Genomic DNA, 17353 nt, shown 5'->3' on the forward strand with positions numbered 1-17353 from the left:
CTGCGGAGTTGGGGAAAATCGACGAACGATGGTGGTTGAAGCAAAGGGGCTAGGACGCGGTGTTCAACAACGAGGAGGTGATCGAGGAGAAGTTGAAGCCCGAGCCCAGTCCGAGGGAGGAGGCGTAGCCGCCGCCGGTCGGCTTCACGGTGGCCTTGGATGAGTGCACTGTCTCCGGGCGGGACTGGAGCAGCAGCAGGTTTTCGCCTGCGGGTAGATCCGCATCCAGCGCCCACTCGATGTCCTGCGGGCAGCCGTAGTGCTTCTCGGCGCGCTTGGCCAGCTGCGCCACCAGGGCCAGGTCCGCATCCGAGAGGCAGCGCACCGCGCGGCGCTCGTCGCTGACCTCGACTTCCACCAGGGAGTTGGTGGCGGCATCGGGGATCAGCTCGGCGTGCTTGGCGCCAATGTGTTCGGTGATGATCGCCAGGGTGACCTTGTCCAACTGGATGTTGTCGGGGGTGACGGTTCCGGAGACGACCATTTCTCCCACGCCGTAGGAGGCGTCGATGGTGATCTTGGAGCGGTCCCCGTTGGTGGGATCCAAGGTCATGGCCACGCCGGAAGCCGCCGAGTTGACCATCTTCTGCACGACCACCGCCATGGACAGGCCCTCGTCGGGGATGTTGTTCTTCAGCCGGTACAGGATGGCACGGGAGGTGTAGAGCGAGGCCCAGCAGGCGCGGATGTGTTCGGTGACCGCGTTGTAGCCGTTGAGCCAGAGATAGGTGTCCTGCTGCCCGGCGAAGGAGGCGTCGGGCAAATCCTCCGCGGTGGCCGAGGAACGCACCGCCAGCGGCACCTCCTGGGCAAAGTTCGACTGCAGCGAGATGTAGGCGTCCTTGGTGACTTCCCGCAAGGCGGCAGGCACCGGGCGCTGGGTGATCATGAGGCGGATCTTGGCACTGGCGGCGTCCACCGCGCTCACGTCTTGAGGGTCGAGGTCGCCCAACAGCGCGTTGATTTCGTCAGTGATGCCACCTTCCATGAAGGCGTCGAAGGCGGCGGTGGTGACGACGAATCCGGGAGGCACGGGCATCCCGGCGGCCGTCATGGTGATAAGCGAGGCGCCCTTGCCGCCGAGGTTTTCCAGCTTCGGTTCGGCACCGCCGTCGAAGAATTCGATGAAGTCGTTGTTGCTCATGCCTGGGATTCCTTCCAGCTCACGTTGACGTATTCGGGGACGCGGAAGGACAGGTTCTTGCGGAACTCGATGCCCTCGCCGTCGACGAGCTCAAGGCTCGGGATCCTGGAGGTCAGTTCCTCCAGGGCGATCTTGGCCTGCAGCTTGGCGAGCATGTTGCCCAGGCAATAGTGGATGCCGAAGCCGAAGGAGAGGTGCTCGCGGGCGTTGGGACGGGCGATGTCAAAGGCCTCGGGGTCCTCGAAGCGGCTTTTGTCGCGGTTTGCCGCACCCATCAAGAGCAGCAGCTCGGCGCCCTCGGGGATCTTGACCCCGGCGACCTCCGTGTCCTTCAGAGCCTTGCGGCGCCAACCGACGATGGAGCCGGCGTAGCGCAGCACCTCGTCGATGGCCGCGGGGATGGCCTTGGGGTTCTGGACCACCTGTTCCCAGGCCTCGCGGTGGGCCAGTAGCACGCGCACGCAATTGGAGATCAGCGTGGTGGTGGTTTCGTGGCCGGCGAAAAGCAGGGAGTAGAGCAGCGAGGCGATCTCATGGTCGGTGATTTCCGCGCCCTCGGTCTGGGCCTTGACCAGGTCGGCCGTGAGATTGTCCCCGGCGTGTTCGTGTGCGTGGGCCACCAGGCGCATGCATTCGGCCCAGTACTCCACGAGGTTGTGGGCGTGCGGGATTTGCTCCTCGTCGCTCAGGTCTCCCCAGGTCATGGCGGCCCGGGAGTCGCTCCAGCGCTTGTAGGTGTCGACTTGGGAGGTGTCGGCGCCGATGAGGGTGAGGATGGTGATGGTCGGAATGGCGTAGGCCAGGTCCTTGACGATGTCGCCGGTGCCCGATTCGCGGGCCAGCATGGTCTCGATCGACTCGATGACATTTGCACGGATCGAGGGTTCCAGGGCCTTGAAGCGGCGCGGGGTGAAGGCCTTCTGCGCGATCGCACGGATCCGGGTGTGCTCCGGCGGGCGGCGGGCCGAGAGCCCGGAGTAGGTGGTGAAGCCGCCGTCGTCCATGATCTTGGTGGCCTGCGGGCCGCGCTTGCGCACCGGGGCCTGGGCGTTTTCCGAGCTGAAGGTTTCCCAGTCCTCGAACACGGCCTTGACGTCGTCGTAGCGGGTGACGACGTAGAGCCCGACGCGTTCGTCGAACATCACGGGTTGTTCGTTGCGGAGGTTCGTGTAGGAGGGGAACGGGTTTTCCATGGTGAACGGTTCGTAACCGTGGTGGTCGGCCGGTGCCGTGGCGCCGTGCCCCATGGGGCAAACCCCGGCTGCAACGTTGCTGCTGGACATGGAACGGACTCCTTGAGGAAAGAAGATCGGGGTTGCGCCGCCCGGTTGTGGGCTGCGCAACATTCATTGCCTCAAGTGTTACCCATGACACACCGAAACGGTATGGATCATTTCCCGCTCAGTGGAAGGAGGTTCAGGGCCGGGGTTCTGTGGGCGGCAGCGGGGCACCGCCGGTGACGCTGCCGAGCAGGGTCTCCAGCGGGATGCGTGCCGTGGCCGCCTCGATGCGTTGGGAAATGCCCTTGAGCACGGGCAGGTGCCGGGTCATGGTGCCGGCATTGGCTGAGGAAACCACGAGCCCGATCGAGCAGCCCAGACGTCCGGTGTGGAAGACCGGCACGGCAATGGAGCACGAACCGAGGATGACCTCTTCCTGGGTCGTGGCATAGCCCTGCTCCCGCACCTGGGCCAGCTCGGCGCGCAGGCGGGTCGGGTTGACGTGGGTGTGCCCGGTGACTGTGGCCAGCGGGTGGTTGAGGTAGGCATCGGTGACCCAGTCCTCGGAGTATGCCAGGATCACCTTGCCCACCGCGGTGGCATGCAACGGCAGGCGGCCGCCGACGCGTGAGGCGCGCGGAACCCTCTTGGAGCCGTAGACGCGGTCGATGTACAGGGCCATGTTGCCGTCCCGCACGGCCAACTGGCTGGTTTCCCCGGTCAGGGAGAACAAGTCCTGGACGAAGGGACGGGCCGTGTCGCGCAGTTGGCGCCCGGCATTCTGGGCAATGGCCCACAAGCGCATCCCCAATTGAATCCCGCCGTTGGGTCCGCGGCTGAGCATGCCCCACTCGACCAGTTCGCCCACGAGCCGATGGGTGGTGCTCAGGGGGACCCCGGAGGCCTCGGCGATTTCGGTCAGGCTCAGTGCCCGGCGCGATGTTTCAAACACTTCCATGATGGCAAGGACCTTGGAGGTCACGGTGCTTCCGGGCACTCGGTTTCCACCGGCCATCATCGCAGTCCTTTCCTTCTGCGGCAGATATCCGCCGCGCACCCTTGAGTGTAGGCGAGCCCCCTCGGAAGTGACCGGAAGGGCCAGGGAAGAAAGCGAAAGTGTCCTTATCGTTCGGGGTGCAGTTCCCGGCTCCGGGGCCAGAGGTTTGCCTGCTCAAGGGCGATCAATCCGTGGGCCATGATGGTGGCCTCGGGCGTGAAGAGCTTGCCCAACACCCGCGAGGCGCACAGGCGCAGGGCCTGGCCGCGGTGCAGCCCAAACCAGTCCATGACGGTGTCCAGGCCGTGCGGGGTCAGCCGCCACAGCTTGTCTGCGTCCTTGACGATTTCGTCATCGGGATTCAGGGCGTGGGGGCGGGAGTCGTGGCCGTCGACGATCGCGGCGACCTGGTCGATCACCAGCGTATCCACGTGGAGCGATTCGAGGACCTCCGTGGCCAGCCGGGCACCCTCCTTTTCGTGTTGCAACACCAGGTCCGGACGTCCGCCGCCGGGGGCGATGGCGGCGAGCACGAGCCCGGGTTCCACCTGTGACCAACCGATGTCGTGCAGCACCATTGCCGGCAACACCACTCCGGGGTCGGCCTGCGGCCGTTGATCGAGCAGGGCGGAAGCCAGGGAAACGGCGTAGAGGGTGTGCGCGTCGTTGTCACGCACCGCCAGCAGGCCCCGCGCCTGTCCCCAGATCTCGCCCAGCAACGGATGGGTCTCAAAGAGGTCGGGCAGCGGTGACGGGATGTGCTCGGAGGAGTCGAGCCCAAAGTGGTTGGCCTGCGGGTGAACTTTAGTCATGGGCACATGCTTGCACCAACAGACCGGAAACCCAAGGGGTAAATTCCGGGCAGTGGAATCCTTCCCCGCAAGAATGGGCCGGGAGCAGGCCTGCAATAAATCCTGGTCGGACAGGAATTGGTGCGTTAAATGGGTGAGCACCGGCCGGAAGATTATGGGGGCAATTCTTCCGACCGGTGCTCTCATCACTCGCACCTTCAAGAGGTATCTAAAACTATAAGGAACAATTCTGGGCATTCCATGGGCAACGGCATCGTGTTTCATGTGACTGATGGAGGTGTGGGGAGGCGTCAGGTGGACCTCGGCCCGGCGCGGACGAACGATGGGGGTTCGTCCGCTCCGGGATTGGTTATCCGGATGGTGGATGCCAATCAGGCCCTTTGAACAAACGGAACGGCATCGGTCCGAGCCGAGGCCAGGACCGCGACACCGTACCGCGGCAACGTCAGGACACCGTCGGCTAGCGTGGCTCCCAACAGGTCGACGGCTTCGAAGGGGGCCACCACCGTCAGCGGCTCGGTCCCGTGATTCAGCACGAAGGTGTAGTCGGTGTCCTCGTCGCTGCGGGTCACCACCTCAAGGGTAGTGTCGGGAACCGTGCGCGCGGAAAGTCCCGCGGCGTCCAGAACCCTGCGGAAGAGCGCGTCCAGTCCGGCGGCCTCGGGCACCACACCCAGGTACCATGCGGCACCGGCAGTGGGTCCGGTGCGCCGGGTAAGCGCAGCGCGCCCCGCCAGCTCGCCGGTCGTGTGGGAACCAATCACCTCTGTGCCGTCAAGGAGTTCCAGCCATTCGCTCCAGATGGACACGGCAAACGTTTCGCCGGCAACCTCGAACTTTTCCTGCAATCCGTCCGGAATCGGCCAGTGCTCGTCGACCTCGATCCCCAGCAGTTCGCGCAGCGGTCCGGGGGCACCACCGGTGTGGACCTTCTCGGTCTCATCAACGACGCCACTGAACGGGCCGACCATCAGCTGGCCGCCGCGCTCGACGAACAAGGTCAGGGCGGCCGCCTGTTCATCGTTTGCGATGTAGAGGTTCGGGACCACGATGATGTCGTAGCCCTCGAAGGAATCGGTGGCTCGCACGGTGTCCACCGGGTGTCCTAGTCGGAAGAACGCGGCGTTCCAGGCACGCGCCTGTTCGGCAAAGTTCAGCCGCTGGGAGGGCAGGGATTCGGTGGCGGAAGAACCCCACCAGGAATCCCAGTCCACGACCAGGCCCACCGAGGCACGCACCCGCGTTCCGCGGACCGGCTCAAGGGACTTGAGCTCCGCACCGAGTGCCTTGGTCTCCTTGAAACTGCGCGATTCCTCGCCGCGGTGCCCGAGCATCGCCGAGTGGAACTTTTCCTGGCCGAACTTGGCCTGGCGCCATTGGAAGAACATGGCCCCGTCCGAACCGTGGGCAATGGCCTGCATCGAATCAATGCGCATCTGTCCCGGGGCCTTGGGAACGTTCACGTCGCGCCAGCTCACCGCACTGGCCGACTGTTCAAGCAGCAGCCACGGCCGCCCGCCCTTCAGCGAGCGCATCAACCCGTAGTTCAGGGCCGCCGAAACGTGCGCCAAGGGATCCGCCGGATCGGGGTAGGCGTCGTCGGTGACAAGGTCCTCCACGGCGGCGAAGTCCCAGTAGTTCAGATCGCGCAGCAGCGACATGAAGTTGGTGGTGACGGCAACATCGGGGGTGACCTCGCGAAGCACGTCGATTTCCACCTGGAAGAGTTCGCGCAGCGCATCGGAGGAGAAGCGCTCGAAGTCCAGCAGCTGGGTCGGGTTGATGGGGCCGGTGGCGGTCCGCGGCGGTTCGATGTGTTCCCACTGGGTGTAGCGCTGGCCCCACACGCCCACGCCCCAGGCCTCGTTCAAGCCATCGAGCGTACCGTAGCGATGGAGCAGCCATCTCCTGAAATGCACGGCGGAGGCGGGGCACCAGCAACGGGAAACGTGGTCGCCGTATTCGTTGGACACGTGCCACAAGGCCAACGCGGGGTGGTCGCCGTAGCGTTCGGCCATGGCCCTGGTCATCCGGGCCACGTGTTCGCGCCAGATCGGCGAGCTGGGGCAATAGGCCTGGCGTGAGCCGAATTCCAGACGTTGGCCATGGACGTTGTGGGGCAGCATCTCCGGGTGCCGGCGAATGAGCCAGGACGGCGGGGTGGCCGTGGCGGTGGCCAGGTCGATCTTGATGCCGGCGCCCCAGAGCACCTCAATGACCCGGTCCAGCCAGCCCCAGTTGTACACGCCGGGTGTGGGTTCCAGCTGCGGCCAGGAGAAGACTGGAAGGCTGACGATGTTGACTCCCGCCTCCACCATCAGCCGGGCATCTTCCAGCCAGGTCTCTTCCGACCACTGGTCGGGGTTGTAGTCCCCGCCGTAGGCAAGGGCGTCAAGCCGGATAGGCCGGGGTTCGAGCATGTCCGTTCCTCTCTGTGGCGGCAGGTGCCGCCAGGTATTTGCCCGGAGGAAATAGGATCCCCTCCGGAGTGCCGACCCGGGACGGGTTGGCGGTGTCGTGGTCGGTCCCTTTAGGGAGCTACCAACTCTCGTCATTCGAGAGCTGGACCGCAAGGTCGATGAACAGCGCGGCGGACCAGCCGAACGCGGTGGTGGCCGTCTTGGCCTTCTGGCCCGTGGAAGGGTTGAAGTACTCGTGCGGTCCGCCGCCATGGATGACCAGTTTCACCGTCTGCTCGGCCAAGGCGCGGGCGCGTTCCGGCTCGCCCGAGTTAAGCAGCCCCTCTATGACCAGCGAGTTGGTATTGATCCATACTGGTCCGCGCCACATGCGCTCGGCCGAGAAGTCGGAATCGTCGGCGGCGACGGTGGGAATGGACCACGGGGTGCCGAACTTTTCGGGGTCGTCAAGGTCGCCGAGCATCCGCTCCTTGACGGGTTCGGGCAGCGAACCTGTCAGCAACGGCATCAGGCTGACCACCGCATGGCTGGGCATCGTTTCCCCTGCGGCCCGGGCGTGGAAAAACCCGGTGCGTTCGTCCCACATGCCCAAGAGCAGTTCTTGGGTGCGGGCGGCCCTGGCACGGTGGATCCGCGCCAGTTCCTGTGCCCCGTCATGGCCCAGGCGTTCGGCGAATCCCGCCAGCTCCTGGTCCTGCAGCACCAGATAGGCACCCAGATCGGGAGAGGTAGTGGGAAGCGGTCCGTCGAAGATCGGGCTGTCATCGAGTCCCGAGGAATACGGATGGCCGTATTCGGGCATTCCGTCTCCATCCAGGTCCGATGCGGCAAACCACCAGTCCTGCGAGCGGCGCAGTGTATCCAGGTGCGCATCCACCCAGGCCTCGCCGCCAAACTCGGCCGCCGGCTGGACCTCGAGGACCTTGCGCAGGGCCCACGCCCCCAGCGGCGGCTTGGTCAGCGGCACCGGGGCCGTGGGGTCGGCAATCGAGGACCCAGCACGGCGCAGGGTTTCACGGTCGGAAGCCGGCAGGTCGTCGCTGTTGGCCAGGATACCGAGTTCATGGACCACATCCGGCAGTTGACCGTCGGCTCCGGGGAAGCCGAAAGCCAGGGAAAGTTGTTCGCGGGCCAGTTCGGGATCGCCATGGCGCAGTCCCACGGCGATGAAATACGCATCCCATTGCCACAATCCCACGTAGCCGATCTTCGAGGGAACCACCGCGCGGGCCGAACCAAGCGACGGCATCTCCACGATGTTGGCACCCAGCACCCACCAGCAGAAGGCAACCATGTCCCGCAGGTCCTCGCGGACCGGCGGGCACTTGGCAAACCACTGAAGCCATATTCCTTCGGTCGCGGCCACGTGCGTTTCATGGTGGCCGGAGCGCCGCGCCTCGGCCCGGCGGTCGGAATCGATGGCAAAGAGGATTGAATCGGTCGGGTCATCTCCAACAGCCATTGAATGCGTCAGGCCGTCGGTGGTCTCCCAATGGATCGAGGTCGAGCCGGCACGGACCGAACCATGCCCGATGCTCAGGCCCGAGGCGCCGGAGAAGGTCAGCGTGATGGCGCCATTACCGAACTCGATCACATGGGGCAGCACCCGGGTGACCGACAGCGCGATGCCGCGGGCGTCGAGCACCCGGAGGCTTTCGAAGACCACGCAGTCCTGGAGTCGTTTTTCGTACTCGGAAGTGCATACGCGCAGGCCATCGCTCTGCGCGAAGAGGATCAACCGCGAACGTGGCAGGGTGAACGGGGCCTGGATGAGATCCAAGTGGGTTCCGGCCGCCTCGAGGTGTTCGCGGGCTCCGATGGCCATTGGCGTGCCGGTTGGCAGTGACATGGGCTATTTTCCTCCCAGGCCGGATGCGGCCATGCTGTTCAGGATGCGGCGCTGGCCGATGACAAAGGCGATCAGGATCGGGATGGTGGCGATGGCCGATGCGGCCATGACCATCCCGTAGTTGACCGAGCCGAACTGGCCGGTGAAACTGGCCAACAACAACGGCACGGTGTAGAGCTCGGGGGAATTCAGGAGCACGAGCGGGAACAGGAAGCTGTTCCACACACTGAGCGCGGTGATGATCACCAGCACGCCGAGGCCCGGCTTGAGATTGGGCAGGATGACGCTCCAGAAGATGCGCCAGCGGCTGGCCCCGTCGATGACTGCGGCCTCCTCGAGCTCCTTGGGCAGGGCCAGGACGAACTGGCGCATCAGGAAAACCGCAAAGGGGTTGACCATCATCGCCGGAACGATCAGCGCCAGGTGGGAGTCGACCCACCCCATCTTGCTCATGAGCAGGTAGAACGGCACCAGGGTGACCTGTGCGGGAATCATCTGCGTGGCAAGGAAGACGACAAAGATGGCCTTGGAACCGCGGAACTTGATCCGGGCGAACGCGTAGCCGGCCATCGAGGCGGTGACCAGGGTCCCGAGGATCGACAAGACCGCGATGTAGAGGCTGTTGAGGTAGGCCTGTCCGAACGGGACGGCATTCCAGGCGTCGGCGAAATTGGAGAATGTCCAGGGTGCAGGCCAGAAGCTCAGCGGATCCTGCAGTAGCTGCGGCAGCCCCTTGAGCGAGGTGACGACCATCCACAGGAACGGGAAGACCATGGCCAGCCCGGCGATGATGAGCACCAGGTGCAGCGCCGATGACAGGCCCAGGGAGGCCAGCTTCTCCTTGCGGAGCTGCTGCTTGCCAGGCTGCGCGAGGGAGGGCTTGGTGTCGAAATCCAGGGTGCTCATGCTGCATCATCCTCGTAGTGAACGAACTTCTTCTGCGCGGCGAATTGGATGGCGGTGATGAGCAGCGTCATGACCAGCAGAATGACTGCCGCGGCGCTGGAGGGTCCGAACTGAAAGCGCCCGAAGCCCAGGTCGTAGATGTGGTAAACGATGGTGCGGGTGGCGTTGTCGGGTCCGGCGTTCTGGGTCAGGATGAAAACCGTGTCAAAGGTCTGCATCGAGGAAATGAACGCCACGATCGAGGAGAAGAAGATGATCGGGGAGAGCAGGGGCAGGCGGATCTGCGTGAACAGCTTGAAGGCGCCTGCCCCGTCGATCCGGGCCGCCTCGATGACCGAGGGGGAGATGTTCTGCAGTCCCGCCATGAAGATGACTACGTTCAGGCCCAGCGAGGACCAGACCGAGACGATGCATACTGCGAGCAGCGCCAGCTTCGGGTCGCCCAGCCAGTCCGGCGGGGTGATGCCGAACATCTTGCCGATGGTGGCGCTGAAGATCCCGTCGGAACGGAACATCTGCTGCCAGATCATGGCAACGGCCACGGTGCTTGTGACCACGGGAGCGAAGAACAGGATCAGGTAAAGGGTCCTGGTCTTGAGTTTCTCCAGTGCCACAGCAATCACGATCGCCAGGCCCAGGCCGACGGGCACGGTGATGACCGCCAGCAGCAGGGTGTTGACAATCGACTTCAGCAGCAGCGGGTCTTGAAGCTGGTCGGCGAAGTTCTTGAATCCGACCCAGGTCAGGTCCGTCAGCCCGTCCCAGGACGCGAAGGCCAGCACGAGGCTCGCGGCAAACGGGATGAGCACGAACAGCACCATGCCGATGACCTGCGGGCCGATGAAGATATAGCCCCAGGCGCGGTCGCGCTTGCGCCAGGAAGCCTCCTTGCGAAGGGAACCCGGTTCGGTGGCGGGAGTCGCCATGTCGCTCACCCGCGTTGGCTTTTCCGCGAGTGAGGCACTCATTTGGCGGTCTTCGCTTCGATCAGTGCCGCAACCTTGTCAAGGGTCCCGCGGGCGTCGTTCTTGCCCTCGTAGAGATCGAGGAACAGGTCGGAAATGTCGGTGGACAGGGCAGGGACGGCGGCTTCGGCGGGGTAGTTGGCGAAGCCGATGTCACGCATGTCCAGGAAGGTCTGGGCGTGGGTCGGGTAGCTGTCCTCGAGAACGACCTCGTCGGCGCCCTTGATGGAAGGGACGGCATTGCCGCCGCCGGTCAGGCGGAACGTCTGGCCTTCGGCGCTAAGGAATTCGGTCCAGAAGGTGAACGCCGCATCCTTGTGCTTGGTGTCGGCGTTCACGGCCAGGTAGGAGGCTGCGATGCCTGTCGGGGCGGGCTTGCCGTCCGGGGTCGGCCAGTCGACGACGTCGTAGTCGGCCTCGACGCCGGCGCCCTTCAGGGTGCCGATGGTGTAGCGACCCTGGGCGAAAAAGCCGGCCTTGTGGGTCACGAACCTGCTGTCTGCCCCGGCGCCATCGGGCAGGGTGTCTGCGGCGATGAACTTCTTGTCCTGGAAGTACTTGCCCAGTGTTTCAACGGCTGCAAGGGTCTTGGGATCAGAGTTGCCAACGAATTTGCCGGAGGCGTCGTAGGCCGTGCCTCCCTGCGCGGAGATCCAGCCATAGTGGGTGGCCCAGTAGTTCCAGAACATGGAGCCGGTCAGTCCTGCGGCAGCAATCTTGTCGTTCATTTCCAGGTACTTGTCGGTGGTCCACTTGCCCTCGGCGGCCAGTGCCGCCGGGTCCTCGGTGATGCCGGCCGTGGCCAGGACCTTCTTGTCGTACCAAAGGGCGTCGTTGTTCACGTCGTTCGGGGCCGCGTAGGTGACGCCGTCCTGCTGGGCTGCACCGAAGGTGCCGGGGAAGAAGTCTTCCTTTTTGGTCTTGCTGGTGGCGGAGCCCATCATCTCATCCAGCGGCATGAGCCGCTTGGAGCTGACGAACTGTCCGAGCTTGTCATCGCCCACGTAGAAGACGTCGGGTGCGGTCTTGCTGGTGAGCTGGGCCAGGAGCTTGGAGTGGTACTCGCCGTAGCTGGCCACGGGCTGAAGCTTGACCTTGATGTCCGGGTGGCGTTCCATGAACTGCTTGTTGAACTCGTTGAAGCGGGTGAGTTCCTCCGGGGTGCCCCAGGTGCTCCAGACGATGGAGCTGTTTCCGCCGGCCGCCGGTGCCGGTGCGCCGGAACTGCCGCTGCACGCGGTCAGCACGGCGGCGGAAGCCGCGGCAGCGCCGAGGGCCAGGATGCCTCTTCTTGTAAAGTTCTTTGAACGCCACATGCCAAATACCTCTTTCGATGGAAAACGAGCACTTGCCGACTGCCGATGCCCCGGTAGGGTTCTCCGCGCCACGGATAAAACGTGAGCAGCACCACAACAATACTCTGTATTCTGTGTACAGAAGGGGTGTCGTGTCAAGTTTTGAGCTGTTTGCTTCTGTTCGGAAGTGATCCAGTCGATTACCTACCGGTGCGTAGATAATCGCATGAAGACTGGGGATTGCGGAGCTCGTAGTGCAACGCTCCTGTCGGAGGCGCTTTGTAGGTGGGTTGTTTTGTTCGAAACTGAAAATGGACCCCGTTGTAAGTCTCCGGCCGAACGGTGCTCCGGTTTCGTGAAAAACTCCCCTGAAATTGGACCGGATCATCCGGCCCAATTTCAGGGGAGTCGTTCCCAGGGCCTGCGCCGCCCAAAAGCGTCATCGGTCATCGTCCGGTCTGGCGGCTACTGGGTCCGATATGACGAGGCCGTCCCGCCTGCCAGTTCCCCGCCGTCGACGACCAGCTGCTGCCCCGTGATGAACCGTGCCTGATCCGAGGCCAGGAAGAAGAACGCATCGGCAATCTCCGCCGGATCGGCGTGCCGACGCATCGGAATCCGTTCGTTCACCTCTTCCAGCATGTCATCCGTATATTCGCTGCGCTGCATAGGGGTCAGCACGTAGCCCGGGCTGACGCAGGCGGTGCGGACCCGCGGGGCAAGCTCCAACGCCACACTGCGGCATAGTGCCAGGACTCCTGCCTTGGAGGCGTTGTAGTCCGCATACCAGGGATACCCCGCGGATCCATTCGTGGAGGCAGTGGCCAATAGGGTCCCGGACCCCGCTTCGAACATCACCCGGCCTGCGGATTGCCAGAGGTTGATCACGCCGAAGAGATTGATCTCCAGCAACCGGCGTATGTCGACCGGCTTCATCTCCAGGAATGCGTGGCGGGTGCTGATGCCCGCATTGGCAATTGCCGCATCGATCCGGCCTTCCTCGGTGGCGATCTGCTCCACCACCGCGCGGACCATGGCCGCATCCGTGACATCGCATTCAAGCCAGCTCACGTCCTCGGTGCTGTGCGCCGGTGGCTGCCGGTCCAGGTTGAAGACCCTCGCTCCGGCGGACGCGAAGCGATGGGCGGTGGCCGCCCCGATGCCGGAGGAAGCTCCTGTCACCAGGACCACCCGATTTTGGTTTGTTGTGGATGTAGTCATGATCGCTCACAGCACCTTCGAGAGGAACTGCTGGGTCCTTTCGTGTTGCGGGTTGGCAATGAGCTCGCGGGGGTTTCCCTTTTCCACCACAAGGCCTCCGTCGATGAAGGCCAGCGAATCGGCGACCTCGCGGGCGAACCCGATTTCGTGGGTTACCAGCACCATGGTCATGCCACCGAGGGCCAGGGACTTCATGACCTCCAGCACTTCGTCGACGAGCTCCGGGTCCAACGCCGAGGTCGGTTCGTCGAACAGCATCACTTGTGGGTCCATGGCGAGGGAACGGGCGATGGCGACGCGTTGCTGCTGGCCCCCGGAGAGCTTCATGGGGTATTTGTGGCCGTGTCCAGCAAGGCCTACACGGTCCAGGAGTTCCTCGGCTCGGGCAAGGGCGAGTTTCTTGGGCTCACCCTTGACCCGGGCGGGGCCGCAGGCCACGTTTTCCAGTGCCGTCATGTTGGCAAAGAGATTGAAGCGTTGAAAGACCATGCCGACATTGAGGCGGAACTTCGCGAACTCGGCGGAATTCCATTCGTGGAACTTGCCTTTGCGGTAGTTGTATCCAACATCCTTGCCGTCGATCCTGATGCGGCCGCCGTTGGCTTTTTCCAGTGCGTTGAGACAGCGCAGAAACGTGGATTTGCCCGAGCCCGAGGGGCCGATGATGCAGGCGACTTCTCCAGCCTCGACCGAGAAGTCAATGCCGGAGAGCACCTGGTGGCTGCCAAAGTTCTTGGTGACCCGCTCTGCCATGACCAGGGGAAGTCCCCTAACGGTTTCGGTCTCCAAGGTTGGGGGTGCCATGCTGCTCATGGAGTGCTCCTTAGCGGTTCGGTGCGAAGACGCTGGCCGAGCAAGGCCAGATTGTTGCGGGAAATGAACGGTTTGGAGAACTTCTGGCGCTTGCCGGTGATGGGTCGATCGGCCGTGCCGAACTTCTTTTCAAGCTTGCTTTGGAAGTACGTGGCGATGACGGTCATGGCCATGTACCAAATGCTGGCAACGATCAGCAGTTCCATGATCTTTCCGTTTTGCTTGTAGATCTGGCTGGCGTTGGTCATCAGGTCGTTGCCCGCGACCACGTATACAAGCGAGGTGGTTTTGAGCATCGAAATGAATTCATTGCCGATCGGCGGGATGATGATGCGCGTGGCCTGCGGCAGCACGACGACCCACATCCGCTTGAACGGGGTCATGCCGATGGAGGCGGCGGCCTCGGCCTGCCCCGGATCCACCGCCTGGATGCCGGCGCGCACGGTTTCCGCCGCGTAGGCGCCCAGGTTCAGGCCCAGGCCCAGCATTGCGGCGGTGAAGCCGGTCATGACCACGTTGGTGTCCCACATATAGCCGATGCTCGTGAACGGAACCTTGATGACCAGTTGCGGGAACAGGAAGGCAAGATTGAACCAGAAGATCAACTGCACCAGCACCGGGGTGCCGCGGAAGAACCAGATATAGAGGTTGCTGATCCACACGGCAACGGGGTTGGCCGAGAGCTTCATGATGGCCAGCGCCACCCCAATGGCCAGGCCCATGATCGTGGCCAGGATGGAGAGCTGGATGGTGACGAGCACGCCGTCCAGGATCTTCGGAAAAGTCAGGTAGTACAGGACGTCCTTCCAGCTGATGTGGTCATTGGTGCCCAACACCCAGACGAACCAGGAGATGGCGGCAATGCACAGCAACGCCACAAGGATGCGGCCCGGATGGCGCAGCCTTACGGTGTTTGACGTTTCGGGTTGTTCCACCCGCCTCGGAGGTGCAGAAACGTGTTCCTGGACCACGGCTTACTTGCCCTGGTTGACGGTGGCCTCGGGAAGCGCCATCTGGTCCAGCCCCCAGGCGCCGAGGATCTCGGTGTAGGTGCCGTCGGCGATGAGCTTGTTCATGGTGTCCTGGACCAGCTTCACCAGCTCCTCGTTTTTGGGGTCGATGGCGATGCCGAACAGGGAGCTGCCCGGGATCTCGATGGCCTCCAATGCCCCGTTGGATTCCTTAGCGCGGAACACCGCCACCGGGTAGTCGTTCAGGCCGGCGACGGCGCGGCCGTTTTGCACCTGCAGCAGGGCCTCGGGGTCGTTGGCGAAGCCCAAGACCTTGATTGCCTTCTCGTTCTTGGCCTGGCAGTCCTTGCTGAACTGCTCGGCCAGCTGCATGTAGTAGCCGTTGTCGAGCACGGCCATGGTCTCGCCACAAAGATCGGCGGGGGACGTGATGCCCTCCGGGTTGCCCTTGGCGACCATGATCGAACCCGAGGACTTGGCGTAGTCGACGAAGGCGACCTTTTCACGACGTTCGGCGGTGTCGTTGAAGCCTGACATCAACACGTCGAAGCGGCCCGAGACGACACCGGGCATCATCCCCGATACATCCGAGTTGCTGATCTTGGCCTCGACTCCCAGCAGATTGCCCATGGCTCGGGCCAGCGACATGTCCACGCCGACCATGGTTTTGCCGTCGGTGTCGAACATTTCCATGGGCGGGTAGCCCTCGGCCGCAGCAATCTTCAGGCCTCCGGCCTTGATGGCGGCGGGGACCCGGGCGGCAAGATCGGTATCGACGCCGATGGCCGCGATCTGGGCGGCCGCGAGATCGCCGGCCGGCGCCTCGTTCTTGAAGGCGCCTGCCCCGGCGGAACCGGCGGCCGAGGGCGTTTCGGCCAGGGACTCGCCGCCGCAGCCGGTCAGGGCCGCGGAGCCCAGGGTGAGTACGGCAGCGAAAAACATTCCTCGTTTGAAGGACTTCATGGGTTTCTCCTTGAGTTAGTCGGACCAGTGGATGCGGCCGTCGATGACTGTCAGCAATGTGTAGGTTGAGTGAAGCTCCAGGGGCGGGCAGGAAACCGGATCGCGGTCCACGACGATGAAATCGGCAAGCTTGCCGGCTTCAAGGGTTCCCTTGAGCTTTTGTTCGCCGGTGGCCCGGGTATGCGAGGTTGCCGCTGCATGCAGGGCCTGGGAACGAGTGAGGATTTCCTGGGGCTGCCAGCCCCCGGACGGGAAGCCGTCCGGACGTTGGCGGGTGGTTCCGGCATGGAGGCCGTGGAAGGGATTGGTTCCCTCGACCGGTGCATCGGAACTGAAGGACACGGCCCCGCCCGCGTTCAGGATGCTGGCCCAGGCATAGGAGAGCACATCGTGCTCGCCGAGCAGGGAATCGACCAGCTCGATGTCCGAGGTGCATGAAGCCGGTTGCATGCAGGCCAGCGCGCCGCTGGCGGCGAGCCGGGGCAGATCGCGGCGGGCGATGTGTTGGACGTGCTCGATCCTGTTGGAACCGGCCGGCATCGAGGGGTAGTTTCCCGCCGCCTGTTCAAAGGCATCCAGGGCGTTGGAGACCGCGCGATCGCCAATGGCGTGGACCGCGGCTGCCAATCCGTTGTGGTTGGCTAGCTTGACCAGGCGGTTCAGCTCCTCCGGTGCCGTAACGGCCAGGCCCTCGGAGCGCGAATGACCGTAGGGTGCGTGCATGAGGCAAGTGCCGGATGACAGGGAGCCGTCGGAAAAGATCTTCACGCCTCCACGGCGCAGCCACTCATCGCCCTGTCCGGTGCGCACGCCCTGTTCGATGATCTGGTCCAGCACCGCAACGGGCATGATCTTGTTGACCCGCAGGGGCAGTTCGCGCCGTTCGTGAAGGCCCGAGAAGGCCTCCCAGGCATCCATGCCGTCAATGTCGTGGATGGAGGTGATGCCCTGGCGGACCAGGGCGCGCAGCGTGGATGGCAGCAGCGTTGCCAGGTCGTCCCGAGTGACTTCCTCCAGGGCGCGACCGACGTTGAAACCAGCTGCCTCCAGCAGGATGCCTGTCGCGGAACCTGACGCGTCGCGGACTATGGTCCCGCCGACCGGATCGGGAGTTGCTGCGTCGATGCCCAGATATCCCAGTGCCGCGGAGTTCAACCAGTACGTGTGCAGGTCCGCGTGGTGCAATGCGGTTGGGTGTGTTCCGGTGACGGCGTCGAGTTCCCTGCGGTCGGGGAGGTCCTGGTGCGTCCAGCTGCGGTGGTTCCAGCGTCCACCGAAGATCCAACTGGTGCTGTCGCCGGGTTCGAGTTGTGCGATGCGTTCCGCGACCAGTGCGACGACCCCGGAACATGTGGTGGCGGGGGAGAGGTCGACTTCCGCTTGGCGCAATGCCAGTTGGGCGGTGTGGATGTGGCTGTCCGCGAGTCCTGGCATCGCGTGAGCCCCGCCCAGGTCGATGCGTTGTGCCTGCGGGGCAAATTCGCGGGCCTCGCCCACGGTTCCCAGAAAGCGGATCCGCCCCCCACCTGTGACAAGGGCGCTCGCCGTGGGGTTCATCGGGTCAAAGGTGTGGAATGCGGCATTCTCGTACACCGTGAACTTCATGCAAGGCCCCCATCATGCGGTGAATATTCGCCATCCGAAGCGTCTGTGCATCGAATACGTTGTACTGTATACCGCATACAGATGGCATTCAAGGTAATTTGCCATTCATTTATCAGGCGGTGGAATGGTGGGCCTGGTGGGGGTGCGTCGAGTGTTGCGCGATCCCTGATTG

At 63.8% G+C, this 17353-nt stretch carries 14 protein-coding genes; all 14 read right to left on the minus strand.

Annotated elements, in window-relative coordinates; translation table 11 throughout:
• Window positions 1-49: 49 nt before the first annotated feature.
• Window positions 50-1144, minus strand: a complete 1095-nt coding sequence (locus tag ACLQ7E_RS03505) for a PEP/pyruvate-binding domain-containing protein (RefSeq protein WP_411731164.1) — start codon at window positions 1142-1144, stop codon at window positions 50-52.
• Window positions 1141-2427, minus strand: a complete 1287-nt coding sequence (locus tag ACLQ7E_RS03510; RefSeq protein ID WP_411731165.1) for a cytochrome P450 — start codon at window positions 2425-2427, stop codon at window positions 1141-1143. Before ACLQ7E_RS03510 ends, ACLQ7E_RS03505 begins: the two co-directional genes overlap by 4 nt.
• A 133-nt stretch (window positions 2428-2560) precedes the next feature.
• Window positions 2561-3379: an IclR family transcriptional regulator gene (locus tag ACLQ7E_RS03515; protein WP_411731221.1), complete on the minus strand. Its 819-nt coding sequence runs from the start codon at window positions 3377-3379 to the stop codon at window positions 2561-2563.
• A gap of 107 nt (window positions 3380-3486) precedes the next feature.
• On the minus strand, window positions 3487-4173 hold the full coding sequence (locus tag ACLQ7E_RS03520) for an HD domain-containing protein (protein WP_411731166.1): 687 nt from the start codon (window positions 4171-4173) through the stop codon (window positions 3487-3489).
• Between the two features lie 371 nt (window positions 4174-4544).
• Window positions 4545-6593, minus strand: a complete 2049-nt coding sequence (locus ACLQ7E_RS03525; RefSeq protein ID WP_411731167.1) for a beta-galactosidase — start codon at window positions 6591-6593, stop codon at window positions 4545-4547.
• Between the two features lie 118 nt (window positions 6594-6711).
• A complete protein-coding gene (locus ACLQ7E_RS03530; RefSeq protein ID WP_411731168.1) occupies window positions 6712-8442 on the minus strand; it encodes an amylo-alpha-1,6-glucosidase in 1731 nt (576 codons plus the stop codon).
• A 3-nt stretch (window positions 8443-8445) separates the two neighbouring features.
• Window positions 8446-9348 (minus strand): carbohydrate ABC transporter permease, encoded by a 903-nt coding sequence (locus tag ACLQ7E_RS03535; RefSeq protein ID WP_411731169.1) that lies wholly within the window; start codon window positions 9346-9348, stop codon window positions 8446-8448.
• Complete coding sequence (locus ACLQ7E_RS03540; protein WP_411731170.1) at window positions 9345-10316, minus strand: carbohydrate ABC transporter permease; 972 nt, start codon at window positions 10314-10316, stop codon at window positions 9345-9347. The genes ACLQ7E_RS03535 and ACLQ7E_RS03540 overlap by 4 nt, the downstream gene beginning before the upstream one ends.
• The gene (locus tag ACLQ7E_RS03545) at window positions 10313-11629 is read right to left on the minus strand and encodes an ABC transporter substrate-binding protein (RefSeq protein ID WP_411731171.1); all 1317 of its coding nucleotides are present in this window, start codon (window positions 11627-11629) and stop codon (window positions 10313-10315) included. The genes ACLQ7E_RS03540 and ACLQ7E_RS03545 overlap by 4 nt, the downstream gene beginning before the upstream one ends.
• Window positions 11630-12073: 444 nt before the next feature.
• Window positions 12074-12829 carry an SDR family NAD(P)-dependent oxidoreductase gene (locus ACLQ7E_RS03550; protein ID WP_411731172.1) on the minus strand — a complete coding sequence of 252 codons (756 nt, stop codon included), beginning with the start codon at window positions 12827-12829 and terminating at the stop codon, window positions 12074-12076.
• A gap of 6 nt (window positions 12830-12835) precedes the next feature.
• Window positions 12836-13642, minus strand: coding sequence for an amino acid ABC transporter ATP-binding protein (locus ACLQ7E_RS03555; RefSeq protein ID WP_411731173.1), 807 nt, complete (start codon window positions 13640-13642; stop codon window positions 12836-12838).
• Complete coding sequence (locus ACLQ7E_RS03560; RefSeq protein WP_411731174.1) at window positions 13639-14577, minus strand: amino acid ABC transporter permease; 939 nt, start codon at window positions 14575-14577, stop codon at window positions 13639-13641. Before ACLQ7E_RS03560 ends, ACLQ7E_RS03555 begins: the two co-directional genes overlap by 4 nt.
• Window positions 14578-14616: 39 nt before the next feature.
• Complete coding sequence (locus ACLQ7E_RS03565) at window positions 14617-15576, minus strand: ABC transporter substrate-binding protein (protein ID WP_411731175.1); 960 nt, start codon at window positions 15574-15576, stop codon at window positions 14617-14619.
• 15 nt (window positions 15577-15591) lie between these two features.
• Window positions 15592-17181 carry an amidohydrolase gene (locus tag ACLQ7E_RS03570; protein ID WP_411731176.1) on the minus strand — a complete coding sequence of 530 codons (1590 nt, stop codon included), beginning with the start codon at window positions 17179-17181 and terminating at the stop codon, window positions 15592-15594.
• Window positions 17182-17353 lie beyond the last annotated feature (172 nt).

Origin of the sequence: Paeniglutamicibacter sp., assembly GCF_046714615.1 — a bacterium.
Classification (GTDB): domain Bacteria; phylum Actinomycetota; class Actinomycetes; order Actinomycetales; family Micrococcaceae; genus Paeniglutamicibacter.

Excerpts from the sequence above, each read along its gene's own strand:
- ACLQ7E_RS03505 (WP_411731164.1), bottom strand. The coding sequence starts at position 1,144 with ATGAGCAACAACGACTTCATCGAATTCTTCGACGGCGGTGCCGAACCG.
- ACLQ7E_RS03510 (WP_411731165.1), bottom strand. The coding sequence starts at position 2,427 with ATGTCCAGCAGCAACGTTGCAGCCGGGGTTTGCCCCATGGGGCACGGC.
- ACLQ7E_RS03515 (WP_411731221.1), bottom strand. The coding sequence starts at position 3,379 with ATGGCCGGTGGAAACCGAGTGCCCGGAAGCACCGTGACCTCCAAGGTC.
- ACLQ7E_RS03520 (WP_411731166.1), bottom strand. The coding sequence starts at position 4,173 with ATGACTAAAGTTCACCCGCAGGCCAACCACTTTGGGCTCGACTCCTCC.
- ACLQ7E_RS03525 (WP_411731167.1), bottom strand. The coding sequence starts at position 6,593 with ATGCTCGAACCCCGGCCTATCCGGCTTGACGCCCTTGCCTACGGCGGG.
- ACLQ7E_RS03530 (WP_411731168.1), bottom strand. The coding sequence starts at position 8,442 with ATGTCACTGCCAACCGGCACGCCAATGGCCATCGGAGCCCGCGAACAC.
- ACLQ7E_RS03535 (WP_411731169.1), bottom strand. The coding sequence starts at position 9,348 with ATGAGCACCCTGGATTTCGACACCAAGCCCTCCCTCGCGCAGCCTGGC.
- ACLQ7E_RS03540 (WP_411731170.1), bottom strand. The coding sequence starts at position 10,316 with ATGAGTGCCTCACTCGCGGAAAAGCCAACGCGGGTGAGCGACATGGCG.
- ACLQ7E_RS03545 (WP_411731171.1), bottom strand. The coding sequence starts at position 11,629 with ATGTGGCGTTCAAAGAACTTTACAAGAAGAGGCATCCTGGCCCTCGGC.
- ACLQ7E_RS03550 (WP_411731172.1), bottom strand. The coding sequence starts at position 12,829 with ATGACTACATCCACAACAAACCAAAATCGGGTGGTCCTGGTGACAGGA.
- ACLQ7E_RS03555 (WP_411731173.1), bottom strand. The coding sequence starts at position 13,642 with ATGAGCAGCATGGCACCCCCAACCTTGGAGACCGAAACCGTTAGGGGA.
- ACLQ7E_RS03565 (WP_411731175.1), bottom strand. The coding sequence starts at position 15,576 with ATGAAGTCCTTCAAACGAGGAATGTTTTTCGCTGCCGTACTCACCCTG.
- ACLQ7E_RS03570 (WP_411731176.1), bottom strand. The coding sequence starts at position 17,181 with ATGAAGTTCACGGTGTACGAGAATGCCGCATTCCACACCTTTGACCCG.